The 23,252-nt window shown below is 66.6% G+C and carries 21 protein-coding genes; 12 read left to right on the forward strand and 9 right to left on the reverse strand.

Going from position 1 to position 23,252, the window contains the following annotated elements; translation table 11 throughout:
• Positions 1 to 128 precede the first annotated feature (128 nt).
• Positions 129 to 2,192: a hypothetical protein gene (locus DY467_RS05350; protein ID WP_164634539.1), complete on the forward strand. Its 2,064-nt coding sequence runs from the start codon at positions 129 to 131 to the stop codon at positions 2,190 to 2,192.
• A gap of 31 nt (positions 2,193 to 2,223) precedes the next feature.
• Here the strand turns inward: DY467_RS05350 and DY467_RS05355 are convergent, their stop codons facing one another.
• The 3 genes from DY467_RS05355 to aptA form a co-directional block, all read right to left on the reverse strand.
• Positions 2,224 to 3,078, reverse strand: a complete 855-nt coding sequence (locus DY467_RS05355; RefSeq protein WP_107343332.1) for a TIGR01459 family HAD-type hydrolase — start codon at positions 3,076 to 3,078, stop codon at positions 2,224 to 2,226.
• A gap of 12 nt (positions 3,079 to 3,090) precedes the next feature.
• Complete coding sequence (locus DY467_RS05360; protein ID WP_164634421.1) at positions 3,091 to 4,647, reverse strand: EAL domain-containing protein; 1,557 nt, start codon at positions 4,645 to 4,647, stop codon at positions 3,091 to 3,093.
• A gap of 96 nt (positions 4,648 to 4,743) precedes the next feature.
• Complete coding sequence (aptA, locus tag DY467_RS05365) at positions 4,744 to 6,090, reverse strand: omega-aminotransferase AptA (protein WP_164634423.1); 1,347 nt, start codon at positions 6,088 to 6,090, stop codon at positions 4,744 to 4,746.
• Between the two features lie 214 nt (positions 6,091 to 6,304).
• Between aptA and hisS the strand changes: the two genes are divergently transcribed.
• The 3 genes from hisS (at position 6,305) to DY467_RS05380 (ending at position 8,839) form a co-directional block, all read left to right on the forward strand.
• A complete protein-coding gene (gene hisS / locus DY467_RS05370; protein WP_164634425.1) occupies positions 6,305 to 7,834 on the forward strand; it encodes a histidine--tRNA ligase in 1,530 nt (509 codons plus the stop codon).
• Positions 7,835 to 8,071: 237 nt separating this feature from the next.
• Positions 8,072 to 8,275 carry a tautomerase family protein gene (locus DY467_RS05375; RefSeq protein WP_164634427.1) on the forward strand — a complete coding sequence of 68 codons (204 nt, stop codon included), beginning with the start codon at positions 8,072 to 8,074 and terminating at the stop codon, positions 8,273 to 8,275.
• A gap of 168 nt (positions 8,276 to 8,443) precedes the next feature.
• The gene (locus DY467_RS05380; protein ID WP_164634429.1) at positions 8,444 to 8,839 is read left to right on the forward strand and encodes a thioesterase family protein; all 396 of its coding nucleotides are present in this window, start codon (positions 8,444 to 8,446) and stop codon (positions 8,837 to 8,839) included.
• An 82-nt stretch (positions 8,840 to 8,921) separates the two neighbouring features.
• Here the strand turns inward: DY467_RS05380 and DY467_RS05385 are convergent, their stop codons facing one another.
• Complete coding sequence (locus DY467_RS05385; protein ID WP_011156739.1) at positions 8,922 to 9,317, reverse strand: response regulator; 396 nt, start codon at positions 9,315 to 9,317, stop codon at positions 8,922 to 8,924.
• Positions 9,318 to 9,609: 292 nt separating this feature from the next.
• On the opposite strand from DY467_RS05385, the gene DY467_RS05390 reads away from it, so the two are divergent.
• Positions 9,610 to 10,467: a 23S rRNA (adenine(2030)-N(6))-methyltransferase RlmJ gene (locus tag DY467_RS05390; RefSeq protein WP_107343326.1), complete on the forward strand. Its 858-nt coding sequence runs from the start codon at positions 9,610 to 9,612 to the stop codon at positions 10,465 to 10,467.
• 273 nt (positions 10,468 to 10,740) lie between these two features.
• Positions 10,741 to 10,956: a cold-shock protein gene (locus DY467_RS05395; protein ID WP_012494873.1), complete on the forward strand. Its 216-nt coding sequence runs from the start codon at positions 10,741 to 10,743 to the stop codon at positions 10,954 to 10,956.
• Positions 10,957 to 11,603: 647 nt separating this feature from the next.
• Here DY467_RS05395 and DY467_RS05400 read toward each other — a convergent pair.
• Positions 11,604 to 12,227: an outer membrane protein gene (locus DY467_RS05400; RefSeq protein ID WP_012494872.1), complete on the reverse strand. Its 624-nt coding sequence runs from the start codon at positions 12,225 to 12,227 to the stop codon at positions 11,604 to 11,606.
• 310 nt (positions 12,228 to 12,537) lie between these two features.
• On the opposite strand from DY467_RS05400, the gene uvrC reads away from it, so the two are divergent.
• The 5 genes from uvrC (at position 12,538) to prmB (ending at position 17,164) form a co-directional block, all read left to right on the forward strand.
• Positions 12,538 to 14,634, forward strand: coding sequence for an excinuclease ABC subunit UvrC (gene uvrC / locus DY467_RS05405; protein ID WP_164634431.1), 2,097 nt, complete (start codon positions 12,538 to 12,540; stop codon positions 14,632 to 14,634).
• A gap of 139 nt (positions 14,635 to 14,773) precedes the next feature.
• Positions 14,774 to 15,400, forward strand: a complete 627-nt coding sequence (gene pgsA, locus DY467_RS05410) for a CDP-diacylglycerol--glycerol-3-phosphate 3-phosphatidyltransferase (RefSeq protein ID WP_011156734.1) — start codon at positions 14,774 to 14,776, stop codon at positions 15,398 to 15,400.
• The gene (gene moaD, locus DY467_RS05415; RefSeq protein ID WP_164634433.1) at positions 15,397 to 15,648 is read left to right on the forward strand and encodes a molybdopterin converting factor subunit 1; all 252 of its coding nucleotides are present in this window, start codon (positions 15,397 to 15,399) and stop codon (positions 15,646 to 15,648) included. The genes pgsA and moaD overlap by 4 nt, the downstream gene beginning before the upstream one ends.
• Positions 15,649 to 15,674: 26 nt before the next feature.
• Complete coding sequence (locus tag DY467_RS05420; protein ID WP_107343323.1) at positions 15,675 to 16,142, forward strand: molybdenum cofactor biosynthesis protein MoaE; 468 nt, start codon at positions 15,675 to 15,677, stop codon at positions 16,140 to 16,142.
• Entirely contained in the window at positions 16,142 to 17,164 is a 1,023-nt protein-coding gene (gene prmB, locus DY467_RS05425; RefSeq protein WP_164634435.1) for a 50S ribosomal protein L3 N(5)-glutamine methyltransferase, read from the forward strand. Before DY467_RS05420 ends, prmB begins: the two co-directional genes overlap by 1 nt.
• Before the next feature lie 144 nt (positions 17,165 to 17,308).
• Here the strand turns inward: prmB and rsmD are convergent, their stop codons facing one another.
• On the reverse strand, positions 17,309 to 17,893 hold the full coding sequence (rsmD, locus tag DY467_RS05430) for a 16S rRNA (guanine(966)-N(2))-methyltransferase RsmD (RefSeq protein WP_283811777.1): 585 nt from the start codon (positions 17,891 to 17,893) through the stop codon (positions 17,309 to 17,311).
• 165 nt (positions 17,894 to 18,058) lie between these two features.
• Positions 18,059 to 20,263 (reverse strand): pseudouridine synthase, encoded by a 2,205-nt coding sequence (locus DY467_RS05435; protein WP_164634438.1) that lies wholly within the window; start codon positions 20,261 to 20,263, stop codon positions 18,059 to 18,061.
• Between the two features lie 166 nt (positions 20,264 to 20,429).
• On the opposite strand from DY467_RS05435, the gene DY467_RS05440 reads away from it, so the two are divergent.
• Positions 20,430 to 20,876 carry a nucleoside deaminase gene (locus tag DY467_RS05440; protein WP_164634440.1) on the forward strand — a complete coding sequence of 149 codons (447 nt, stop codon included), beginning with the start codon at positions 20,430 to 20,432 and terminating at the stop codon, positions 20,874 to 20,876.
• On the opposite strand, the gene DY467_RS05445 is transcribed toward DY467_RS05440, so the two are convergent.
• Together DY467_RS05445 and purD are read right to left on the reverse strand one after the other, a co-directional pair.
• A complete protein-coding gene (locus tag DY467_RS05445) occupies positions 20,860 to 21,768 on the reverse strand; it encodes an alpha/beta fold hydrolase (RefSeq protein ID WP_164634442.1) in 909 nt (302 codons plus the stop codon). The genes DY467_RS05440 and DY467_RS05445 overlap by 17 nt on opposite strands.
• 151 nt (positions 21,769 to 21,919) lie before the next feature.
• A complete protein-coding gene (gene purD, locus DY467_RS05450) occupies positions 21,920 to 23,203 on the reverse strand; it encodes a phosphoribosylamine--glycine ligase (protein WP_164634444.1) in 1,284 nt (427 codons plus the stop codon).
• Positions 23,204 to 23,252: the final 49 nt, after the last annotated feature.

Raw genomic sequence — 23,252 nt, forward strand, 5'->3', positions numbered from 1 at the left:
CCGGCTTCGCCGGGCTCCTCAGGATGAGGGAGAGGTCTCGCTTGAGGCGGGACGACGAAACGAGGACCTCATGGTGAGGAGCATCGCGCAGCGATGCGTCTCGAACCATGAGCGACGAGGAGAACGCATTGCACTACGGCATCGCCTTTGCGCCTCTTGTTCCGACCGCCGTGCTGTGGGTCGCGATTGCCGCCGTGGCGGTGATCGCACTCGTGCTGCTGATCGGGCGCTCGCGGGGCGCGTGGGTGCGGATCGCGGCGCTGGCGTTGATCGTGCTGGCGCTGGCCAATCCGTCGTTCACCCGCGAGGAGCGCGAGCCGCTGTCCTCGGTCGCCGCCGTGGTGGTCGACAAGAGCCCGAGTCAGAACTTCGGCAAGCGCACCGAAGAAGCCGAGCAGGCCAAGGAGGCGCTTGTCGATCGGCTGAAGCAGATCAAGGGCCTGGAGGTTCGCGTCGTCGAAGCCGGCCAGGCGGACGGCGAAACCGACGGCACCAAGCTGTTCGGCGCGGTGACCTCGGCCTTGTCCGACGTGCCGACCGACCGCGTCGCCGGCGCGTTCCTGATCACCGACGGCCGCGTCCATGACATCCCAGCGAACGCGCAGGCGCTCGGCTTCCAGGCGCCGGTGCAGGCGCTGATCACCGGCCGCAAGGACGAGCGCGACCGCCGCATCGCAATCCTGGCGGCGCCGCGGTTCGGCATCGTCGGCCAGACCCAGACCATCACCTATCGGCTCGACGACCAGGGCATCACCGGCGACCGTGCCCGCGTGGTGGTGCGTCGCGACGGCGAAGTGCTGAACCAGCGCACCGTGCTCAGCGGCCAGACCGTCAACGTCGATGTCGAGATCAAGCATGCCGGCCAGAACATCGTCGAGATCGAGGCCTCGCCGGTCGAGAACGAGCTGACGCTGGTCAACAACCGCGCCGTGGTGTCGATCGACGGCGTCCGCGACAAGCTGCGGGTGCTGCTGGTGTCCGGCGAGCCGCATTCCGGCGAGCGTACCTGGCGTAATTTGCTCAAGTCCGACGCCAGCGTCGATCTCGTGCACTTCACTATCCTGCGGCCGCCGGAGAAGCAGGACGGCACGCCGATCAACGAATTGTCGCTGATCGCCTTCCCGACCCGCGAGCTGTTCCAGCAGAAGATCAACGAGTTTCAACTGATCATCTTCGACCGCTACGCCCGCCAGGGCGTGCTGCCGATGGCGTATTTCGACAACATCTCGCGCTACGTGAAAAATGGCGGCGCGGTGCTGGTGTCGGCGGGACCGGACTACGCGTCGACAACCTCGATCTGGCGCACGCCACTCGACACGCTGCTGCCGGCCGAGCCGGTCGGCGTCACCGAGAAGCCGTATCACGCGCGGCTGTCGGACGCCGGCAAGCGCCATCCGGTGACGCGCGGCCTCGAAGGCTCGGCGTCCGAGCCACCGCATTGGAGCCGGTTCTTCCGCACGGTCGACACCCGCAACGCGACTGCTGCGCCGCTGATGACCGGCGCCGACAATATGCCGCTGCTGCTGCTGTCGCATTTCGGCGAGGGCCGGGTCGCGCTGCTGCTCTCCGACCACATCTGGCTGTGGGCGCGCGGCTACGAGGGCGGCGGACCGCATCTCGATCTGCTGCGGCGGATGTCGCACTGGCTGATGAAGCAGCCGGACCTCGACGAAGAAGCGTTGCGGTTGAAGTCCGAGGGCAAGAACCTCGAAGTTCTGCGGCAGACCATGGGTGACAGCGTGCCGCCCGTGACCGTCACCTCGCCTTCGGGCAAGACCCGCGAACTCACGCTCGCGGCGGGCGATCCCGGCACCTGGCGGGCGACGCTGCCGGCCGACGAGCTCGGACTGTGGTCGGCGACCGACGGTACCCTGAAGGCGCTGATCAATGTCGGGCCGGTCAACCCGAAGGAATTTGCGGAAGTCACCTCGACCACCGAGACGCTGCGGCCGCTGGCGCAGGCCACCGGCGGCGACGCCCGGCGAATCGCCGAGAACGGCAGCGTCGAGCTGCCGCGGATCGTGCCGGTGACCTCGGCGACGATCTTCCGCGGCGACGGCTGGCTTGGCGTGCGGATGCGCGATGCCAGCGTCGTCACCGGCGTCGGCGTGCTGCCGGTGTTCACCGGCCTGATCGGCTTGCTGTTGCTGCTCGGCGCGTTCGCGGCGACCTGGCTGCGCGAAGGCCGCTGATCACTCTCGAAAGGTAGAAGTCGAGCTGCGCTTACCAGCGCAGCTCGCGGGTCAGTGCCAGCGGCGGGTGGCCGAACAGTTCGGTCACCGCAGCGGTGTCGAGCCGATCGATGCCCTCGAATGCGTCGGCATGGATGCCGCGGGTGACGAACAGTAGATCGATGCCGTAGCCCTGCGCGCCGGCCAGATCAGTCCGCACCGAGTCGCCGATCGCCAGCACCCGCTGCGCCGGCGTGTCGGTCCCGCGGATCTGTCGGGCCAGCGCCATCGCGCGATCATAGATCGGCCGGTGCGGCTTGCCGTAGAAGATCACCTCGCCGCCGAGCTCGCGATACAACTCGGCGATCGCGCCGGCGCAGTAAATCAGCCGGTCGCCGCGCTCGACCACGATGTCCGGATTGGCGCAGACCAGCGTCAGCTTGCGCTCCAGCGCCTGCCCCATCATCTCGCGATAGTCTTCGGCCGACTCGGTCTCGTCGTCGAACGGGCCGGTGCAGATGATGTAGTCGGCCTTGTCGAGCGGCGTCAGCACCGCATCGAGGCCGCGATAGATCGAGTTGTCGCGATCGGGGCCGAGCCAGTAGATCGACTGGCCGGGATGTTCGGCCACATAGATCCGGGTGAGATCGCCCGACGACACGATCGCGTCGTAGCAATCGTCCGGGACGTCGAGCTTGCGCAGCTGACGCTGCACCGAATCCGCCGGCCGTGGCGCGTTGGTGATCAGCACCACGGTGCGGCCCTGGTCACGCGCGGTCTTCAGCGCCGCGCAGGCGTCCGGGAACGACTCCAGGCCGTTGTGCACCACGCCCCAGATGTCGCTGAGCACGACGTCGACCGAGCCGACGAGCTCGTGCAGATGCTCGACGAAACGCAGTTTTGTCATCGGCTGAAACGATCAGAACGGGCCGGCGGCGCGGCGGACCAGTGCGGCATTGCCGGTGACGCGTGCCGGCTCGATGCGAGCGAGCGGGCTCTGCGGTAGCTTGCCTGGATCAAGATTGATGTCCTGCTGGGCCGGGGCGTTGGAAGCCGGCGCGGCCGCGTTGGTGGCGGTCTCTGGCCGCAGCGGACGGGGCGCTGCGAACAAGAACCCCTGCCCAAACCGCACATCGTAGTCAAGCAGGTCGACCACGGCGCGTTCCCCCTCGATCCGCTCGGCGACCAGATCGATGCCGAACCGGCCGAGCAGATCGGACAGATCCACCGGGTGGATGTCGGCGGACGCGGTGTCATGCGCGGCGAGCAGCAGCGCCGCCGGCACCTTGATGAAGCGGACGCCGCGATCGGCCAGCTCGCGCGGCTCGAACCGCAGATCGGTGACGTGGTCGATCGAGAACCGGTAGCCGCGCTGCGCCAGCGCTGCGAGGTGTTCGGTTTCGATCGGACCGAGGCCGCGCAGCGTGCTCTGCTTGAATTCGAGGATCAGCGACGGCGCCAGCGCGCGGTTGGCTTCCAGGAAGTCGAGGCATTGGGCGAAGGCGGCGGTGTCGGCCAGCGTCGCACCGGCGATGTTGACGAACAGCCCGACGTCCTTGTTGCGCACCAGCAGGCGCCGGACCACCTGGACGGCGCGCAGCAGGATCGCGTTGTCGATCCGTCCCATCAGCCCGGCGGTCTCGGCGATCGGCAGATAGGTTTCGGCAGGGATCGCCTGATCGGCGGTGTCGCGCAGCCGCGTCACCACCTCGTAGGCCCGCACCTTGCGCTGCGGCAGCGAGACCATCGGCTGCAGATACAGATCGAAGCGGCCGCCCTCGACCGCGCTCGCCACCGCTTCCGCCATATTGGGACCGGTAGGAGCTGAAACGACGGCGGGCGGCGGGACCACAGCCGGGACTGAGGCGGCGTCCTGCACCAGAGTCGTGGCAGCGGCAGCGGTCGGCGCCGGCGCGGGGGGAGCTGCGAGGTTCGACGTTTCGGGCTGAGGCGCCGAAACGGGCGCCGCAGCGGCAACCGCCGGTACGGTCGCGGACGGGATCACGGGCGGAGCCAGAGCAGCCGGAGCCGGCGCCGCGATCGCCTCGGGGCGGACCTCGCTGCGGGCGGCGGAGGTCAGAAGGTCTTCGTGGGCGGCGACCGAGGCAGCCAACTGCTGCACCAGGGTACCCAGCTCGGTGATTTCGTCGGAGACGTGCTGGACCCGGTCCTGCTGGGAGGACTGGGCGGAAACCAGCTTGGCCTCGACCACCGCCAGCCGCCGGCCGAATTCGCCGACCTGCCGGGCGAGATCGGCGGTGCCACGCGACAGGTCTGCGATCTGATCGCCGGCCTCGGCGCGGTCGCGCATCCGCATCGAAACCGCCTGGTACAGCACGAACAATGTCAGGGCGGTCAGGCCGACCAGCGACGCCTGGGCGAAGTTAAACCCGGCGACCGCATACACCACCATGCCGAGCGAGGTGGCGATCAGCACCATGCAGACGGCGATGAAAATGGTCGAGATGCGGATCATTTAAGCCGGTGGTTGCCTGCCGATCCGCCATCTTTGTCGATTCGGCGGACGAGTCCACTGGATTCGTCCGCCGTCCCAAGGGGATATCGGGCAGAATCAGGCGACCGCGCGGATCACCTTGCCGACCTTGTCGACGATCTCGCCGATGTGGTCCTCGCTGAGGATCAGCGGCGGGGTCAGCGCCAGGGTGTCGCCGGCGATCCGCAGCATCAGCTCGTGGTCGTGGAAGCCGGCATTCATCGCGTCGAAGCCGCGCTTGCCGACCGCGTCGGTGATCGGGGCGAGGTCGATACCGGCGGTCAGGCCGACGGTGCGGATGTCGACCACATTCGGGGCCGACTTCAGCGACATCACCGCCTCGGCGAATTTCGGCTCCAGCGCCTTGGCGCGCTCGAACAGCTTCTCGTCGCGGTAGATGTCGAGGGTGGCGATGCCGGCCGCGCAGGCCAGCGGGTGCGCCGAATAGGTATAGCCGTGAGCCAACTCGACCGCGTGCTCGGGGCCGGTCATGAACGCATCGTGGATCTCGGCCGAGGTGATCACGCCGCCCATCGGCACCGCACCATTGGTGACGCCCTTGGCGAAGGTGATCATGTCCGGGGTGACGCCATAGCGTTCGGACGCGAAGGCGTAGCCGAGACGGCCGTAGCCGGTGATGACCTCGTCGAAGATCAGCAGGATGCCGTGCTTCTTGGTGATCTCGCGCAGGCGCTTGAGGTAGCCCTTCGGCGCCGGCAGCACGCCGGTGGAGCCGGCCATCGGCTCGACGATCACCGCCGCGATGGTGTTGGCGCCGTGCAGGTTGACGAGGCCTTCGAGCGCGTCGGCGAAATGCGCGCCGTATTCCGGCTCGCCCTTGGTGAAGGCCTGCTTATCGCGATCATACGTCGCAGGCAGATGGTCGACGCCGTTGAGCAGCGGGCCGAACATCTTGCGGTTGTTGCCGATGCCGCCGACCGCGGTGCCGCCGAAGCCGACGCCGTGATAGCCGCGCTCGCGGCCGATCAGGCGAGTGCGCGAGCCCTGGCCCTTGATCTGCTGATAGGCGACCGCGATCTTCAGCGCGGTGTCGCCGGCTTCCGAGCCCGAATTGCAGAAGAACACGTGGTCGAGGCCTTCCGGCGCCAGATCGGCGATCCGGCTGGCAAGTTCGAACGCCTTCGGCTGGCCGAACTGGAACGGCGGCGAGAAGTCGAGTTCGTCGGCCTGCGCCTTGATGGCTTCGGCGATTTCCTTGCGGCCGTGGCCCGCATTGGTGCACCACATGCCCGAGGCGGCGTCGATGATCTTGCGGCCATCGGCGGTGATGTAGTGCATGCCTTCGGCACCCACGACCATTTTCGGCGCGCGCTTGAAGGCCCGGTTCGCGGTGAACGGCATCCAGAACGCGTTGAGATCGTTCGGCGCGTTGACGGCGGACGTGGGCTTGATCTTGTCTAACATGGCGCTCCTCATGCACTGCGCGGCCGGGGGTGAAAGGCGCGGCACGGTATCAGCTTCACGCCCCTACGGGAACGCCGCGAGCCAGCAAATTTCCGTGGGGCATCCATCTGTTAATGGACGCCACCGGCGAGGGATTTGCGCTGGATCACACAACCCAACCTTGCTGCAAAGGGCACCGGCTGGTACCAACCCGGCCCTGAGTTGAAAGGCGATCATGGCTGAGAAACCGAAAAAACCCTCGAAACTGCGCGCCCGGCTGCCGCGCGGCCTCGCCGATCGCGGGCCTGCCGAAATCGCGGCGACGCGCGCGATGGTGGAGAAGATCCGCGAGGTGTACGAACGCTACGGCTTCGAGCCGGTGGAGACTCCGGCGTTCGAATACACCGACGCGCTCGGCAAGTTCCTGCCCGATCAGGACCGTCCCAACGAGGGCGTGTTCTCGCTGCAGGACGACGACGAGCAGTGGATCAGCCTGCGCTACGACCTCACCGCGCCGCTGGCGCGCTACGTCGCCGAGAACTTTGATAGCTTGCCGAAGCCGTATCGCAGCTACCGGTTCGGCTGGGTGTTCCGCAACGAGAAGCCCGGCCCCGGCCGCTTCCGGCAGTTCATGCAGTTCGACGCCGACACCGTTGGCGCACCAACCGCCGCGGCCGACGCCGAAATGTGCATGATGGCCGCCGACACCATGGAAGCGCTCGGCATCCCGCGCGGCAGCTACATGGTGAAGGTGAATAACCGCAAGGTGCTGGACGGCATCCGCGAAGCGCAAGGCATCGACAGCGACGCGCAGTGGCTCACCGTGATGCGCGCGATCGATAAAGCCGACAAGTTTCCGATTCGGGATATCATCCTGCTACTTGGCGCCGGTCGTTGGGACGGCGGCGAGGAAGGCAAAGGCGACTTCACCAAAGGCGCCGGCCTGAACGACACGCAGATCCAGGCGATCATCAGCTTCATCGGCGACAAGGATGCCGGCGTCAGCACCCAGGGTGCCGACAACCAGGCGACGGTCGCCAACATGCGGGCGCGGGTCGAAGGTTCGAAGACCGGCGGCGACGGCGTCGCCGAGCTCGCCACCATCGCGGAGCTGGCGGAAGCCGGCGGCTATGGCGATTGCATCCGCATCGATCCCTCCGTCGTCCGCGGCCTCGAGTACTACACGGGCCCGGTGTACGAGGTCGAACTGCTGCTCGAGACCAAGGACGAGAAGGGCCGCCCGGTTCGGTTCGGTTCGGTCGGCGGCGGCGGGCGCTATGACGGCTTGGTATCGCGCTTCCGCGGCGAGCCGGTGCCGGCGACCGGGTTCTCGATCGGCGTGTCACGGCTGCAGGCAGCGCTGACACTGATCGGCCAGCTCGACAACAAACCGCAGCCCGGCCCCGTCGTGGTCACCGTGTTCGGCGGCGAGATCGCCGGCTACCAAAAGATGGTCGCCACCCTTCGCAAAGCCGGCATCCGCGCCGAATTGTATTTGGGCAATCCCAAGCACTCGCTCGGCCAGCAGATGAAATACGCCGACAAGCGCAACTCGCCCTGCGCCATCATCCAGGGCTCGGACGAGAAGCAGCAGGGCATCGTGCAGATCAAGGACCTGATCCTAGGCGCCGAACTGGCGTCGCTGGAGAAGGACCGCGACGAGTACTTGAAGAAGCAGGCCGAGGCGCAGTTCTCCTGCAAGGAGGATGAACTGGTGGCCAAGGTGCAGGAGCTGCTGCAGCGCCGCGGGGTGGTGTGGGGTTGAGCCTCAGCCCCTCATGGTGAGGAGGCGCGAAGCGCCGTCTCGAACCATGAGGCCGCAGCGATGCAGCGGGTTACTCGCAGCGCATCCTTCGAGACGCCCCGCTGCACTCTACGAGCGCCGCGGGGCTCCTCAGGATGAGGTCGGGAGTAATGGAGACGTCGGGTTTCCGGGTTCGCGCGATGCGCGCCCCGGAATGACAACAACAACAAAGACCAAGCAAAATGGGAGAAACCACTGATGCCTGAGGTCACCATCAACATGGCGGCAGGACGCACCGACGAGCAGAAGGCGGCGATCATGCGCGACATCACCACCGCGATCGCCACCCATGCCGGGGTCGATCCCGAGAACATCGTCATCCAGATCAACGAAGCCCCGCTCGCTCACAAGATGAAGGGCGGCAAGACCTTCGTCGAGCGCAAGGCGGCGCAGGGGAAGTAGCTCATCCTGTCCCATCCGTCGTCATTCCGGGGCGCTCACGAAGTGAGCGAACCCGGAATCTCACGCTGTTGAATGGTTGGCTGATCACTTCGGGATTCCGGGTTCGTCGCTCGCGCCGCGCCCCGGAATGACGAGAGTGTGGCGGGGCAATTAGCAAGGAAGACTGCGATGGACGCACGCGACTTCATCACCGTCGGCATGAGCGCCGAGCGGCTCACCACGGTGACGCAGGACATCACCGTGCAGAACTTCGTGCCGTCGATGCCGGCGGTGTTCGCGACCCCGATGATGATCCTGGTGATGGAAATGACCTCGGGCGACGCGATCGCGCCGAAGCTTCCCCAAGGCTGGGTGACGGTCGGCAGCGAAGTCGACATCCGGCATTTGGCGCCGGCCTTCGTCGGCCAGACGGTGCGGACCACGGCGGTGGTGAGCGCGGTGGAGCGCCGGGTGATCCGGTTCGACGTCGCCTCGTTCCTCGGCGACCGCAAGGTCGGCGACGGCCGCCACGCCCGCGGCCTGGTCGACGTCGCGCTGTTCACCAAGCGCTTCGCCGAAGGCTGAGCCTCGCCCTGCTCCAAAAGACAAACGCGCCCCTCGATGAGGAGCGCGTCGTAGAGCTGCAGAAGACGAAGGGTCGGTCGGCTTACGCCGCGACGTGATCCGGGAACACCGCCTCGATCTTGGTCTTCAGCGTCGCCGCGTTGAACGGCTTGACGATGTAGTTGTTGACGCCCGCCTTCTTGGCCGCGATCACGTTCTCGGTCTTCGACTCCGCGGTGATCATGATGAACGGGGTCTGCGACAGGTTCGGATCGGCGCGCACTTCCTTCAGCAGGTCGTAGCCGGTCATCGGCTCCATGTTCCAGTCGGAGATCACCAGGCCGTACTTCTTGGTGCGCATCTTGGCGAGCGCTGCCGAGCCGTCGCTGGCGTCATCGATATTCTCAAAACCAAGCTGCTTGAGAAGATTACGAATGATCCGGATCATGGTGCTGTAATCGTCTACCACCAAAACCGACATCGACAAATCAACCGCCATCTTCAACTCCCCAAGGCGCCGCAGGGTGGCTCGACCACCGCCCGACCGGCCGGCTAACGCAGGTTCTCTTGAAAGCCCTGGCGTACAACCGCCGGTCTTTCGCAAAGCAAGAACTAGCATCGGGGGTTAAACAGCGCGTTAATTGGGCTTCTGCGGCCAAATCGCCCAGCGCGGCCAAACTACTTGAAAAGTCGCAGGATTTGGAACCGGGCCGGCCTCGTAGTCGTACGGGGCTGGCGTCCGGATCGCCAAACCATGGCGGCGCAGGCCGCGCCCTGCTAGGGGACGGGCCATGAATTATCGCCACGCTTTCCACGCCGGAAATTTCGCCGACGTCATCAAACACCTCGTGCTGGTCCGCATCCTGACGTACCTGCACGACAAGCCGGCCGCCTTCCGGGTGATCGATACCCACGCTGGCGCCGGCCTGTACGACCTGACCAGCGAGGAGGCCCGCCGCGGCGGCGAATGGGCGACCGGGATCGCCCGGGTGCTGCAGGCGCGGTTTTCCGACGAGGCCTACGCGCTGATCGCGCCCTATCTCGATATCGTCCGGGCGTTCAATCCGCAGCGCGAGCTCACCGCCTATCCGGGCTCGCCGCTGATCGCCCGCGCCCTGCTCCGCCCCCAGGACAGCCTGGTGGCCTGCGAGCTCGAACCGGTGGCGCGCAAGCACCTGATCGCGGCGCTGCGCCACGACCCGCAGGGCCGGGTGGTCGATCTCGACGGCTGGACCGGACTCACCGCTTACGTGCCGCCGAAGGAGCGGCGCGGGCTGGTGCTGATCGACCCGCCATTCGAGCGCAAAGACGAGTTCGAGCAGATGGCCGCCAAGTTCGCCGCCGCCCACGCCAAGTGGCCGACCGGCGTGTATCTGCTGTGGTACCCGGTTAAAAATCGCCGCGCCACCGAGGCGCTGGCGGCAGCCGTGGCCGAGACCGCCGCCGCGGGCGGCGAAGGCAAGTGCCTGCGGCTTGAGTTCAGCGTGGCGCCGCAGCAGTCCGACGGGCCGCTGACGTCGACCGGCCTGCTGATCGTCAACCCGCCCTGGACGCTGGCCGATGAGCTGAGAACCGTTCTCCCCGAGCTGGAGCGTCCGCTCGGCCTTGGGGGGGTCGGTCGTTACCGTCTCGAATTCCCGAAGTCCTGATTACTCATTGGCTGCCCCCAACAGCTTGCGAAAAGTCGCAACTCGACCGTAGGCAATCCGCTAAATTCCGTATTATGCTAGTTTCATTGGACTGGCTTTACGTTCCGCTTCCGCGAATGGGGGCGGCGGAGTGACAAGGCCTCAAAGCGTATTTTGATTGGACCGGCAGTCAGTAGCAGGTCCCGCTCTCGGCCAAGCTATCCGGCAGCGAAATGCCAGGTCGCACCGATGCGCCGGCGCGCGTCGGAAAGCATGCTGGGAGGAGTTTCCGGAATGGCAATGACGGGAACGGTGAAGTTCTTCAACGGCGAGCGCGGCTACGGCTTCATCAAGCCCGATGACGGTGGCCGCGATGTGTTCGTGCACATTACCGCAGTCGAACGGGCCGGCTTGAAAGACTTGACCGAGGGACAGCGTATTTCATTCGAAGTGGAGCCTGACAAGAAGGGCAAAGGCCCCAAGGCGGTCAACTTGGTGATCTCGCCGTAATCGGCTCGCAAAGCTGCAGCGTCGCGGCGGCGCTGCACGGGTTGGGACGGGGCGCAACGACGTTGGCGCGTGCCGTTAGGTAGCGCGCAGTGAGTTCGGGCATGGGCGACGCGGGCATCACGCGGACGCTCCTTCCCGAAGCTATGGCGTTTCGCTTTCTGCTAACTTGCAGCATTTTGCAAAGCGCGGCCTTCGCAACAGCCTCCTTTCGCAAACCACATCACGCGACGCTTAGAGCATCTCTGCTTTTGACAGAATCAGGACCGAACTTCCTAGCGGTCGCAGCTTGTAGAGCCTCATGGTGAGGAGGCGCGAAGCGCCGTCTCGAACCATGCGCCGCAGGCGATGTGGCTCCTCATCCTTCGAGACGCCCGGCTTTGCCGGGCTCCTCAGGATGAGGACTTCGGACGCTTGGCAAAGGCCAAATCCGCTTCAATCAATCGATGAAGCGCTCTAGGCGGCAGAGCCTGCCGGTGGCGCACTGCGGCTACTGATAAGTCGGCGCTGCGACCACGAGCGCGCGGCGACCGACAAAGAAAATCCCGGCCGGAAAACCGGCCGGGAGTGGATGATCCAAGTTTCTTGGTCTCGAAGCTGCTTCGCGAACCTTGTTCGCAAAGGTTTTTGTCGCGACGATGAGGCGCGGCTTAGAAGTGATAGTTGATGCCGGCGCGGACCAACCCGGCGTTGTAGCCGTTCGGCATGCCGGTGATGAAGAAGTTGCTGGTCGACAGGCTCATGTACAGGTACTCGACCTTGGCGCTCAGCTTCGGCGCGAAGGCGAATTCGGCGCCGGCACCGACCGTCCAGCCCGCAGAGCTGTGGCTTTCCGAGGCGAACACGTTCTGGCCCTTGAGCTGGCCGAACGCCAGACCGCCGGTGGCGTAGATCAGCACGTCGTTCATCGCGTAGCCGATGCGGCCACGGCCGGTGCCGAACCACGGGTTCGAGAACTTGTACTGCGCGAAGGTGTCGTCCGCGGTCGAGAACTGGATGTCGCCCTCGAGACCGAACACGATGTTGCCGGACTGCCAGTTGTAGCCGCCCTGCACGCCGCCGGAGAAGCCCGACGGCTTGGTGATGTTGTTGGTGACGTTGCCCCAGGAGTAGCCGAGGTTGCCGCCGAGATAGGGGCCGGCCCAACTGAAAGCGTTCAGCGGCTGGTTGACCGTATAGGGGGCGTTCGACCGGTAGTAGCCCATGTCGGCCGCCTGAGCCGTCGACACGCTTGCGGCGATCACGGCCGCCGCTGCCAGTGTAACTTTACGCATCTTACTCTCCTCGACGACCCGCCCGCGCCAGCGGCGGCGCAGTCTGCGTCCGGTCATCGGCCTCCCGCGGCCGATGGGAAAATGTCCCGAATGGTTACGGCTTTCCTCTCTTTTCCCGTCGAATTTATCGAGAGTTTTAAGTTAAACGGTTCTTAACCCGCGGACCGATCCGGCGCGCATTGTTAACAAAATCTTACTTCCCGGCCTTCGCGGCAACACCATGGCAAGACAACGGAATTTCCGGCGGACCCGGTTCCGCCGAGGCCCTGCGCTGGCAACCGCGGAAGCGAGCGCATAGGTTGGGGCCGCCATGATTCATGATCCCGCCGAGCCACCTGCGGCCGCGGCCGAACCACCGCTCGACACCGCCTCCCCCGCGGCCCCGGCGCCCGCCGCCGACGCGCGCCCGGATGCCGGCCCCCAGGACATCGACACCGCCACTGCGGAGCTGACGGTCGAGGAGGACGACGAGGCACGCCTGCCGGAGGCCGAAGACGAGGCCGACGCAGCCGCGCAGCCCGGCGCCGGGCCGATGGCGGTCGGCCGCTCGGCGATCGCGCGCGCGGTGCGGCTCGCCCCGACCTCGCCGGGCGTCTACCGAATGCTGAACGCCGAGCGCGACGTGCTCTATGTCGGCAAGGCCAAGAACGTGAAGAAGCGGCTGGCGTCCTACGCCCGCCCGACCGGCCAGGTGCTGCGGATCGCCCGGATGATCGCGCTCACCGTCGAGGTCGAGGTGATCTCCACGACGACCGAGACCGAGGCGCTGCTGCTCGAAGCCAATCTGATCAAGCAGCTGCGGCCGCGCTTCAACGTCCAGCTCCGCGACGACAAGTCGTTTCCCTACATCCTGATCACCGGCGACCATTGGGCGCCGCAGATCCTCAAGCATCGCGGCGCGCAGAGCCGTCCGGGGCGGTATTTCGGTCCGTTCGCCTCGGCCGGGGCGGTCAACCGCACCATCACGGCGCTGCAGCGGGCGTTCCTGGTGCGGTCCTGCACCGACTCGTTCTTCGAAAGCCGGACGCGGCCCTGCCTGCTGTATCAAATCCGGCGTTGCGCCGGCCCGTGCACCGGAGAGGTCGACTTCCCCGGCTACAGCGAGCTGGTGCGCGAAGCGACCGACTTCCTGTCCGGCCGCAGCCGGGCGGTGAAGCAGCTGCTGGCGGCCGAAATGGAAAAGGCCTCGGAGGAGCTGGAGTTCGAGACCGCGGCGCTGTACCGCGACCGTCTCGCCGCGCTGTCGGCGATCCAGTCCCAGCAAGGCATCAATCCGCGCACCGTCGAGGAAGCCGACGTGTTCGCCATCCATCAGGACGGCGGCTACTCCTGCGTCGAAGTGTTCTTCTTCCGCACTGGCCAGAACTGGGGCAACCGCGCCTACTTCCCGCGCGCCGAGAAGTCGTTCACGCCGGCCGAAGTGCTCGGTGCGTTCGTGGCTCAGTTCTACGACGACAAGCCGCCGCCGAAGCTGATCCTGCTGTCGCACGAGATCGAAGAGGCCGAGTTGCTGGCCGACGCGCTGTGCGTCAAGGCCGGCCACAAGGTCGAGATCACGGTGCCGAAGCGCGGCGAGAAAAAGGAGCTGGTCGCCCACGCCCAGACCAACGCGCGCGAAGCGCTTGGCCGCAAGCTCGCCGACACCGCGACCCAGGCGCGGCTGCTGGAAAACCTCGCCACCACGCTCGGCCTGCCGAAGACGCCGCAGCGGATCGAGGTGTACGACAACAGCCACATTCAGGGCACCAACGCGGTCGGCGCGATGATCGTCGCCGGCCCGGACGGCTTCATCAAGAACCAGTACCGCAAGTTCAACATCCGCTCCGAAGGCCTGACGCCGGGCGACGACTACGCGATGATGCGCGAGGTGCTGCAGCGGCGGTTCAAGCGGCTGGTGAGCTCACAGGCCGAAGGCGACGCCGCCAAGCCGAAGGACGACGACGTCCCGCAGTGGCCGGACCTCGTGATCATCGACGGCGGCCGCGGCCAGCTCAACGCCGCGCGCGAGGCGTTGTCCGGCATCGGCCTGACCGATCAGGTCACCCTGCTCGGCGTCGCCAAGGGACCGGATCGGGACGCCGGACGCGAAACCCTGTTCCTGCCGGACCGCGACGCCATCAAGCTCGAGCCGCGCGACCCGGTGCTGTATTTTATCCAGCGGCTGCGCGACGAGGCGCATCGCTTCGTGATCGGGTCGCATCGGACGCTGCGCAAGAAGGACATCCGCGAAGCCGGCCTGCAGGAAATCCCCGGCATCGGACCGACGCGCAAGCGCGCGCTACTGCTGCATTTCGGTACGCTGAAGGAAATCGAACGGGCCTCGATTGCCGACCTGGGCAAGGTTCCGGGCATCAGCGCCGAAAGCGCCAAGCGAATCTTCGAGTTTTTCCATGCCCGTCCGGACTGACACACCGGCAGCCCCCGACCAAAGTCGGCGGCGCCGAAGGCGGCCGCGCCCAATGCGGATTTCACCTTTTCCTGATACGGAACGAGAGCAGCCGGGTCGGAGGTTGACCTTCCGTCGCGGGCAGTATTGGTAAGTCACGATGAACAACGTCTCGACGAGAGCGCCGGTGCGGGGAACGAAGACGTCGCTGACGCTTCCGAACATCCTCACCTATGCCCGCATCGCGGCGATCCCGGTGGTTGTCGGCTGCATCTTCGCGCAGTCGATCCTCGGCGGTCCGCTGGCGCTGCGCTGGGTGGCCCTGGCGGTGTTCATCGCCGCGGCGATCACCGATTTTCTTGACGGCCATTTCGCCCGGATTTGGGATCAGCAGTCGGCGTTCGGCCGGATGCTCGATCCGATCGCCGACAAGTTGCTGGTAGCATCCTGCCTGCTGATGCTCGCCGCAGACAGCATCATCCACGGCTGGACGCTGTGGGCCGCCATCGTGATTTTGTGCCGTGAGATCCTGGTGTCGGGGCTGCGCGAATATCTCGCCGCGCTCCGCGTCAGCGTGCCGGTGACGCGGCTGGCGAAGTGGAAGACCACGGCTCAGCTGGTCGCGATCGGCTTCCTGCTCGCAGGCGAAGCCGGTGACGAGGTGCTGCCGTTCACCACCGAGATCGGCGTCTCGCTGCTGTGGCTGTCGGCGTTGCTGACGATGTACACCGGCTACGACTATTTCCGCGCCGGCATCCACCATCTGATCGAAGAGGATCAGGCATGAAGGTGAAGTATTTCGCCTGGGTGCGTGAGCGGATCGGCGTCGACGAAGAGACCGTCGAGCCGCCGCCGGCGGTGGCGACGGTCGCCGACCTGATCGGCTGGCTGGCGGCGCGCGGCGACGGCTATGCGCTCGCGTTCGAAAAGCCCGGCGTGATCCGCGCCGCGATCGATCGCGCGCATGTTTGCGCCGAGACGCCGATCCAGGGCGCCCGCGAGGTCGCGTTCTTCCCGCCGATGACCGGCGGCTGAGCCGGCGCAACGCACGGGATGATCCGATGACCGTTCCGGTGACCATCCGTATTCAGGAGGCCGATTTCGATCTCGCCGCCGAGACCGCGGCAATGACGAAGGGCCGCACCGACATCGGCGCGGTGGTGTCGTTCACCGGGCTGTGCCGCGGCGTCGAAGGCGACGACACCGTCGCGGCGCTGACGCTGGAGCACTATCCCGGCATGGCCGAGGAGGAGATCCAGCGCCACGCCGATGAGGCGATCAAACGCTGGCCGATCACCGCGCTGACGATCATCCACCGCGTCGGCCGGCTGGTGCCGGGCGACAACATCGTGCTGGTGCTGACCGCCTCGGCGCATCGCCAGGCGGCGTTCGCGGCGGCGGAATTTTTGATGGACTATCTCAAGGCCAACGCGCCGTTCTGGAAGCGCGAGGAGCGCTCCGGCGAGTCGCGTTGGGTCGAGGCGCACAGCCGCGACGACGCCGCGCTGGCGCGATGGAGCAAGGATTGATGGCGAAGAAGGCGACCGCGAAAACCAAGAAAGCGGGCAAACCGAAAGCACCGACGGCGAAACCCGCCAAGGCCAAGCCAGCCAAGCGCGGCGCCCCGTCCAAGGCCGCGGCCGCCAAGCCGCCGAAGGTAGCGCCGGGCGAACTGGTGACGCTGCTCGATTTCGTCCGCTACGCGGTCAGCCGCTTCGCCGAAGCCGGCGTGGTGTTCGCGCACGGCACTACCGATCCGATCGCCGAAGCCGTATTCCTGATCGGCGAGACGCTGCATCTGCATCCCGATCAGTTTGAGATGTTCGCCTCCGCCCGCGTCACTGCGCGTGAAGCTGCCGCGCTCCTCGGCCTGATCGAGCGCCGGATCGCCGCGCGGCTGCCGGCGGCGTATCTGGTCAACAAGATCTACATGCGCGGTGTGCCGTTCTACGTCGACGAGCGGGTGATCGTGCCGCGCTCCTATATCGGCGAGCTGCTGGACTCGCATTTCGACGGCGGCGACACTTCGCTGATCGACGCGCCCGACGCGGTCGAGCGGGTGCTCGACCTCTGCACCGGATCGGGCTGCCTGGCGATCCTCGCCGCCTACGCCTTCCCGAACGCGACGGTCGATGCCGTCGACCTGTCGAAGGAAGCGCTCGCGGTCGCGACCCGCAATGTCGCCGAACACCGGCTCGACGATCGCGTCAGCCTGTATCAGGGCGATCTGTTCGGCCCGCTCGGCGAGGAGCGTTACGACCTGATCATCACCAACCCGCCTTACGTTGACGCCGACGGAATGGCGAGCCTGCCGGCAGAATGCCGCGCCGAACCGGCGATGGCGTTCGACGGCGGCGATGATGGTCTCACCATCATCCGCCGCATCCTCGCCGAGGCGAAGGATCATTTGACGCCGGACGGCGGCCTGCTGTGCGAAGTCGGCCGCTGCCGGCCGCAGATCGAAGACGAATTCCCGCAGCTCCCGCTGCTGTGGCTCGACAGCGAAGACTCCGAAGCCGAAGTGTTCTGGATCGCCGCAGCGGATCTGTAAGGTCCTGCGCGCACCGTCATTCCGGGGCGCTCACGGAAGTGAGCGAACCCGAAATCTCGACCTGTTCTGCGCCGTGGGAAACAACCTCTGGATTCCGGGTTCGCTCGCTTTGCGAGCGCCCCGGAATGACGTCGAAAAAACGGACTACTCGCCCTCGCCGAACCGCAGGAACGTGAACTCGGTGTCGTCATAGGCGCGGCGGTCGAGCTCGGTGTAGCCAGCTGGCGCGGTGAAGCCGGCATCCTTGGCTTCCTCGACGATCACCAGCGCGCCCGGCAGCAGCCAGCCGCCGTCGCGCAGCGACGCGAGGGAAGCCTCCGCAAGCTGCTTGCGGTACGGCGGATCGAGGAACGCGACGCCGAACGGTTCGACCGGATGCGCCGGCCCGAGATTGGCGGCGTCGCGGCGATAGACTTTGCTGACACCGCCGAGCCCGAGCGCCTCGACATTGGCGCGCAGCAATGCGCGCGCCTCGGCGCCGTTGTCGACGAACAGCACAAACTTAGCGCCACGCGACGACGCCTCGATACCCAGCGCGCCGGTGCCGGCGAACAGGTCGAGCACCCGCGCATCGAGCAGCGGATTCTCATAAGCGTGCATCAGAATGTTGAACACCGACTCGCGCAACCGGTCCGCCGTCGGCCGAATATCCCGCGACGTCGGCGCCACCAGATTGCGCCCCCGCAGCCGTCCGCCGATCACGCGCATGAAGCGGCTCCGCTGCGGCATAGACTTTCGCGTTCGTCATTCCGGGATGTGCCCCTTTGGGGCGCAGGCCCGGAATTCATAATCCCGGCGGTGGTTATGGATTCCGGGCTCGCGAGCTGCGCTCGCGCCCCGGAATGACGGCTGTTGTTGAAGATCCGCATCGGGTGATGACTAACTCGTTCGAACTCACTCGTCCCGCGGCGCGGCGTCGCGTTTGCCGTGGTAGCGGCGGGCGGGGCCGCGCGACAGCGGGCGATTGCCGCCTTCGCTGGCAGTGCGTTCGACCTTGACCTTGCGGCCCTTGCGATCTTCGACCGCGCCGCGCTTGGTAATCGTCTTCTTCGGCGCGGGTGCAGCCTCAGCCACCGCCCACTCCTCGACGGACACGACCTTGCCGGCGCGCGGCTTCGGCTTGGTCTCGCTCGGAGACGGGCCGGCGAAGTCGCAGCCGGCGAGCGCGATCACCTTCTCGCCGAGCTGATCGCGCAGCACGCGTGTCTTGACCTCGTCGACCTCGCCTTCGCCCAGTTCGAGCAATTGGAACGGGCCGTAGGAGACGCGGATCAGCCGGTTCACCTCGAGACCGAGATGCGCCAGCACGTTGCGGACTTCGCGGTTCTTGCCCTCGCGGATCGCGAACACCAGCCAGACATTGGCGCCCTGGTCGCGCTCCAGCTTGGCCTCGATCGGGCCATACTGCACGCCGTCGACCTCGATGCCGTTCTGCAATTCGTCGAGCTGGGCCTGGGTGATTTCGCCGTGGGCGCGGACGCGGTAGCGCCGCAGCCAGCCGGTCTCGGGCAGTTCAAGCGCGCGCGCGAGGCCGCCGTCATTGGTGAGGAGCAGCAGGCCCTCGGTGTTGAAGTCGAGCCGGCCGATCGAGATCAGCCGCGGCAAGCCTTCGGGCAGATTATCGAACACCGTCGGCCGGCCTTCCGGATCGCTGTGGGTCGTCATTAGCCCGCGCGGCTTGTGATACAGGAACAGCCGCGTGCGCTCGCGCTCCGGCAACGGCTTGCCGTCGATGGTGATGACGTCGCTGGCTTTGACGTCGAGCGCCGGTGAATCGATCACCTTGCCATTGACGGTGACACGGCCTTCCGTGATCCACGTCTCGGCATCGCGGCGCGAGCACAGCCCGGCGCGCGCCACCACCTTGGCGATACGCTCGCCGGCCTTGTCTGACTTCGCGGGAGCTGCCGGCTTACGCTTGGCCGCTGCCGGATCCTGCTTGCGGAACGCGCCACGGCCGCCGAACGCCGGACGCTTGGCGAAGACCTTGCTGTCGTCCTCATTATCCCGGCGCGGACGATCGAAGCCGCGATCCTCGTCCCGCCCCTTGCGGGGACGATCAAAGCCGCGGCCTTCGCTGCGCGGATGCTCGTGCCAGTCGCCGTGCCTGGCGGCGCGGTCGCGCTGCGGGCGATCCTCACGCGGACGGTCGCTGCGGGGACGGTCACTCCGCGGACGATCCTCGCGCGAACGATCAAAGCTGCGCTCGCGGAACGGACGTTGCTCGCCACGCTCGCCGTCGCGGGGGCGCGAGAATTTCGGCCGGTCGCCGCCGCGTTCCGGACGGTCCGAGCGCTCACCACGATCGAACCTGGGCTTGTCGCCGCGAGGCTTGTCGAACCGCGGCTTGTCTTCCCGATCCCGATCGAAGCGCGGCTTGTCGTCTCGCGATTTCGAGAACCGCGGCTTGTCGAAGCCGCCCTTGTCGAACTTGCGGTCGCGATCGCCGCCGGCACGCGCCGGCCGATCCTCGCGGGCCCGCCACGGCTTCTCGTCACCGCGGTCGCGGCCAGGCTCGCCGTCACGCTGGAACGGACGCTTCGGCCGATCAGCAAAATCGCGCTTGGGTCGATCACTGAAGTCGCGCTTCGGCCGATCACCGAAATCCCGCTTGGGGCGATCACTGAAGTCGCGCTTGGGGCGGTCACCGAAATCCCGCTTCGGCCGATCACCAAACTCCTTGCGCGGCCCCCGCTCGGCACGATCGCCGCCGCTGCGCGCGGGCCTATCGTCGCGGCTAAAACGGGGACGCGGCGTATCACCGTCATCGCGGCGCGGACGGTCGGAAAAGTCGCGGCGCGGCGCGGCGCCGTCGCGCTTGGCATAAGGCCGCTTGCCCTCGCCGCCGAACGACGAGCGCTTGGCATCGCCGCCGAACGACTTCTTGGCGTAGCTCTTCTCGCCGCGGGCCTCGCCGGCGCCTTCGGCGGCGCGCTTGGCGAACTTCTTCTCCGGTCCGCGGGCCGCGCCCGAGCGGCCCTTGCCGCCGAACGCTCCCTTGCCACCGGGCCCGGCTTTGCCGCCGAAACCGCCTTTGCTGCCCTGCCGGTCGCGGCGGCCGCGCGCAGAATCGTTGTCTTTACGGGTGTCGCGGGGCATGACTGGTCTTTCTATCGAAACACGAAATGGGGCTCAGGCAGTCGGGAACGGCTCGCAGGCCGCGCGCTCCGATTGAAACGCGCATGGTCACGCAAAACAGCCATCCACTTTTGCTGAAGTCGGTCTCCTAGCAGAGTTTTCGGGTCGAGACGAGCCAAGAACGACGATGACGGCTTCCACTTTCATGGAATTGGCGCTGGCCGAGGCGGCCGCGGCCGGAGCCGCCGGCGAGGTGCCGATCGGCTGCGTGATCGTCCGCGACGGCTTGGTGATCGCCAAAGCCGGCAACCGCACCCTGACCGACCGCGACCCCACCGCCCATGCCGAATTGCTGGCGATCCGGGAGGCGGCGGCCAAGCTCGGCAGCGAGCGGCTGGTCGATTGCGACCTCTACGTCACGCTGGAGCCGTGCACGATGTGCGCCGGTGCGATCTCGTTCGCCCGAATTCGGCGGCTGTATTTCGGCGCATTCGATCCGAAGGGCGGCGCAGTGGAATCCGGCGTGCGGTTCTACGGCCAGCCGACCTGCCATCACGCGCCGGAAGTGTATTCCGCCGTCGGCGAGCGCGAAGCCGCAACGATGCTGCGGGAGTTCTTCAGGGCGCGGCGCTGAAGAACGTCACCAGCGCCTCGGCGGTTTGGTCCGGCGCTTCCTCGGGCAGGAAATGCCCGGATTCGATCGGCGCGCCCTGCACGTCGGACGCCCATTTTCTCCAGACATCGAGCGGCGTCGCGGCCGACTGCGCGATGCCGGAAGCGCCCCACAGCGCCAGCATCGGCACCGGGATCTTGTTGCCGGCTTCGACGTCGGCCTTGTCGTGCTCGAAATCCGCATAGGCACCGGCGCGGTAGTCTTCGCACATCACGTGCCGCCGCATCGGGTCGGCAAACGCGATGCGGTAGTGCTCGATGGCCTGCGGATCGAACGCGGAGAGATCACCGGCCCGCGTCCAGCTCGCCAGCTTGGCCTTCACGTAGAAATCGGGATCGCCGCCGAGCAGGGTTTCCGGCAGCGGCGCCGGCTGCGCCAGGAAGCTCCAGTGATAGATCTTCAGCGCATAGGCGCGGTTCATCCGCTGCCAGTATTCGTAGGTCGGCAGGATATCGAGCACCGCGAGCTTCGACAGCCGGCCCGGCGAATCCAGCGCCATCCGATAGCTGACGCGGGCGCCGCGATCGTGTCCGGCGAGTGCGAAATGCACGTGGCCGAGCTGCTCCATCGCTTCGATCAGCTGCTTGGCCATCGCCCGCTTGGTGTAGGGCGTGTGCTGATCGTCGCTCTCCGGCATATCGGACCAGCCGTAGCCCGGCAGATCGGCGACGATCACCTTGAAACGCTCGGCCAGCTTCGGCGCGACGCGGTGCCACATCACATGGGTCTGCGGAAAGCCGTGCAGCAACAACAGCGGCGGCCCATCGCCGCCGACGCGCGCGAAGATCCGGCCCGACGAGGTGTTGATCCATTCCGAGCCGAAGCCCGGAAACAAGTCGGCGAGATCGGGCATCGGCGGTCTCTCCATTGTTGCTAGTCTCCGTCATGGCCGGGCTCGTCCCGGCCATCCACGCCTTCGCGGCGGTTAGGCCCTAAAGACGTGGATGCCCGGGACGAGCCCGGGCATGACGACGTATCAGGTCGCATTCCGACACTTAACGCAACTACTTCCCTCGCCGTTCCCGCGCCACTGCTTGCCAGCCGATGTCGCGGCGGCAGAAGCCTTCGGGCCAGTTGATCACGCCGATCGCCTCGTAGGCGCGGCGCTGCGCTTCGGCGACGGTCTTGGCCGACGCGGTCACGGCAAGCACCCGGCCGCCATTGGCGAGCACCCAGTCGCCCGACGCCACGGTGCCGGCGTGGAAGATCTGCACGCCCGGAATCGTCTCGGCGCGGTCGAGCCCGGCGATGCGGGTGCCCTTTTCGTAGTGGCCCGGATAGCCCTTGGCTGCCATCACCACGGTCAGCGCCGGCTCGTCGTGCCAGCGCAGGCTGATATGCGAGAGCTGGCCGTCGGCACAGGCGAGCAGCGCCGGCACGATATCATCCTTCATCCGGATCATCAGCACCTGACATTCCGGATCGCCGAACCGAACGTTGTATTCGATCAGCTGCGGACCATCCTCGGTGATCATCAGCCCGGCGAACAGTACGCCCTTGAACGGCGACCCCATCGCCTTCATGGCCTTCAGCGTCGGATAGATGATCTGCTGCATCGCCTGCTGACAGATCGCATCGGTCATCACCGGCGCCGGCGAATACGCTCCCATGCCGCCGGTGTTCGGCCCCTTGTCGCCGTCATAGGCGCGCTTGTGGTCCTGCGCGGTGGCGAGCGGCAGCGCGTGCTCGCCATCGCACAGCACGAAGAACGACGCTTCTTCGCCGACCAGGAAATCCTCGACCACCACTTCGACGCCGGCATTGCCGAGGCCGCCGCCGAACATCATGTCGATCGCGGCCTCCGCCTCGGCCAGCGTGCTCGCCACCACGACGCCCTTGCCGGCGGCAAGACCGTCGGCCTTGATCACGATCGGCGCGCCCTGGGCGCGGATATAGGCCTTGGCTTCGTTCGGATCGCCGAACCGCTCATAGGCGGCGGTCGGAATGTTGTGCGCCTTGCACAGATCCTTGGTGAAGCCCTTGGAGCTTTCGAGCTGCGATGCCTTCCGGCTCGGTCCGAACGCCTTGATGCCGGCTGCGGCCAGATCGTCGACGATCCCGGCGGCGAGCGGCGCCTCCGGCCCGACCACCACGAAGTCGACCTGATTGGCCTTGCAGAACTCGACCACGGCCTGGTGGTTGCCGACGTCCAGCGCCACGCAGGTCGCCTCGCGGGCGATCCCGGCATTGCCCGGCGCGCACCACAGCTTGGTGACCAGCGGCGAGGCCGCGATCTTCCAGGCCAACGCATGTTCGCGCCCGCCCGAGCCGAGGAGAAGGATGTTCATGAAGGGAAGCTCGCACCATTGCCCGTTTGGCGCAGGGTGTAACACGGCA

This window comes from Rhodopseudomonas sp. BR0G17 (assembly GCF_010907025.1).
GTDB classification, from domain to species: domain Bacteria; phylum Pseudomonadota; class Alphaproteobacteria; order Rhizobiales; family Xanthobacteraceae; genus Rhodopseudomonas; species Rhodopseudomonas palustris_H.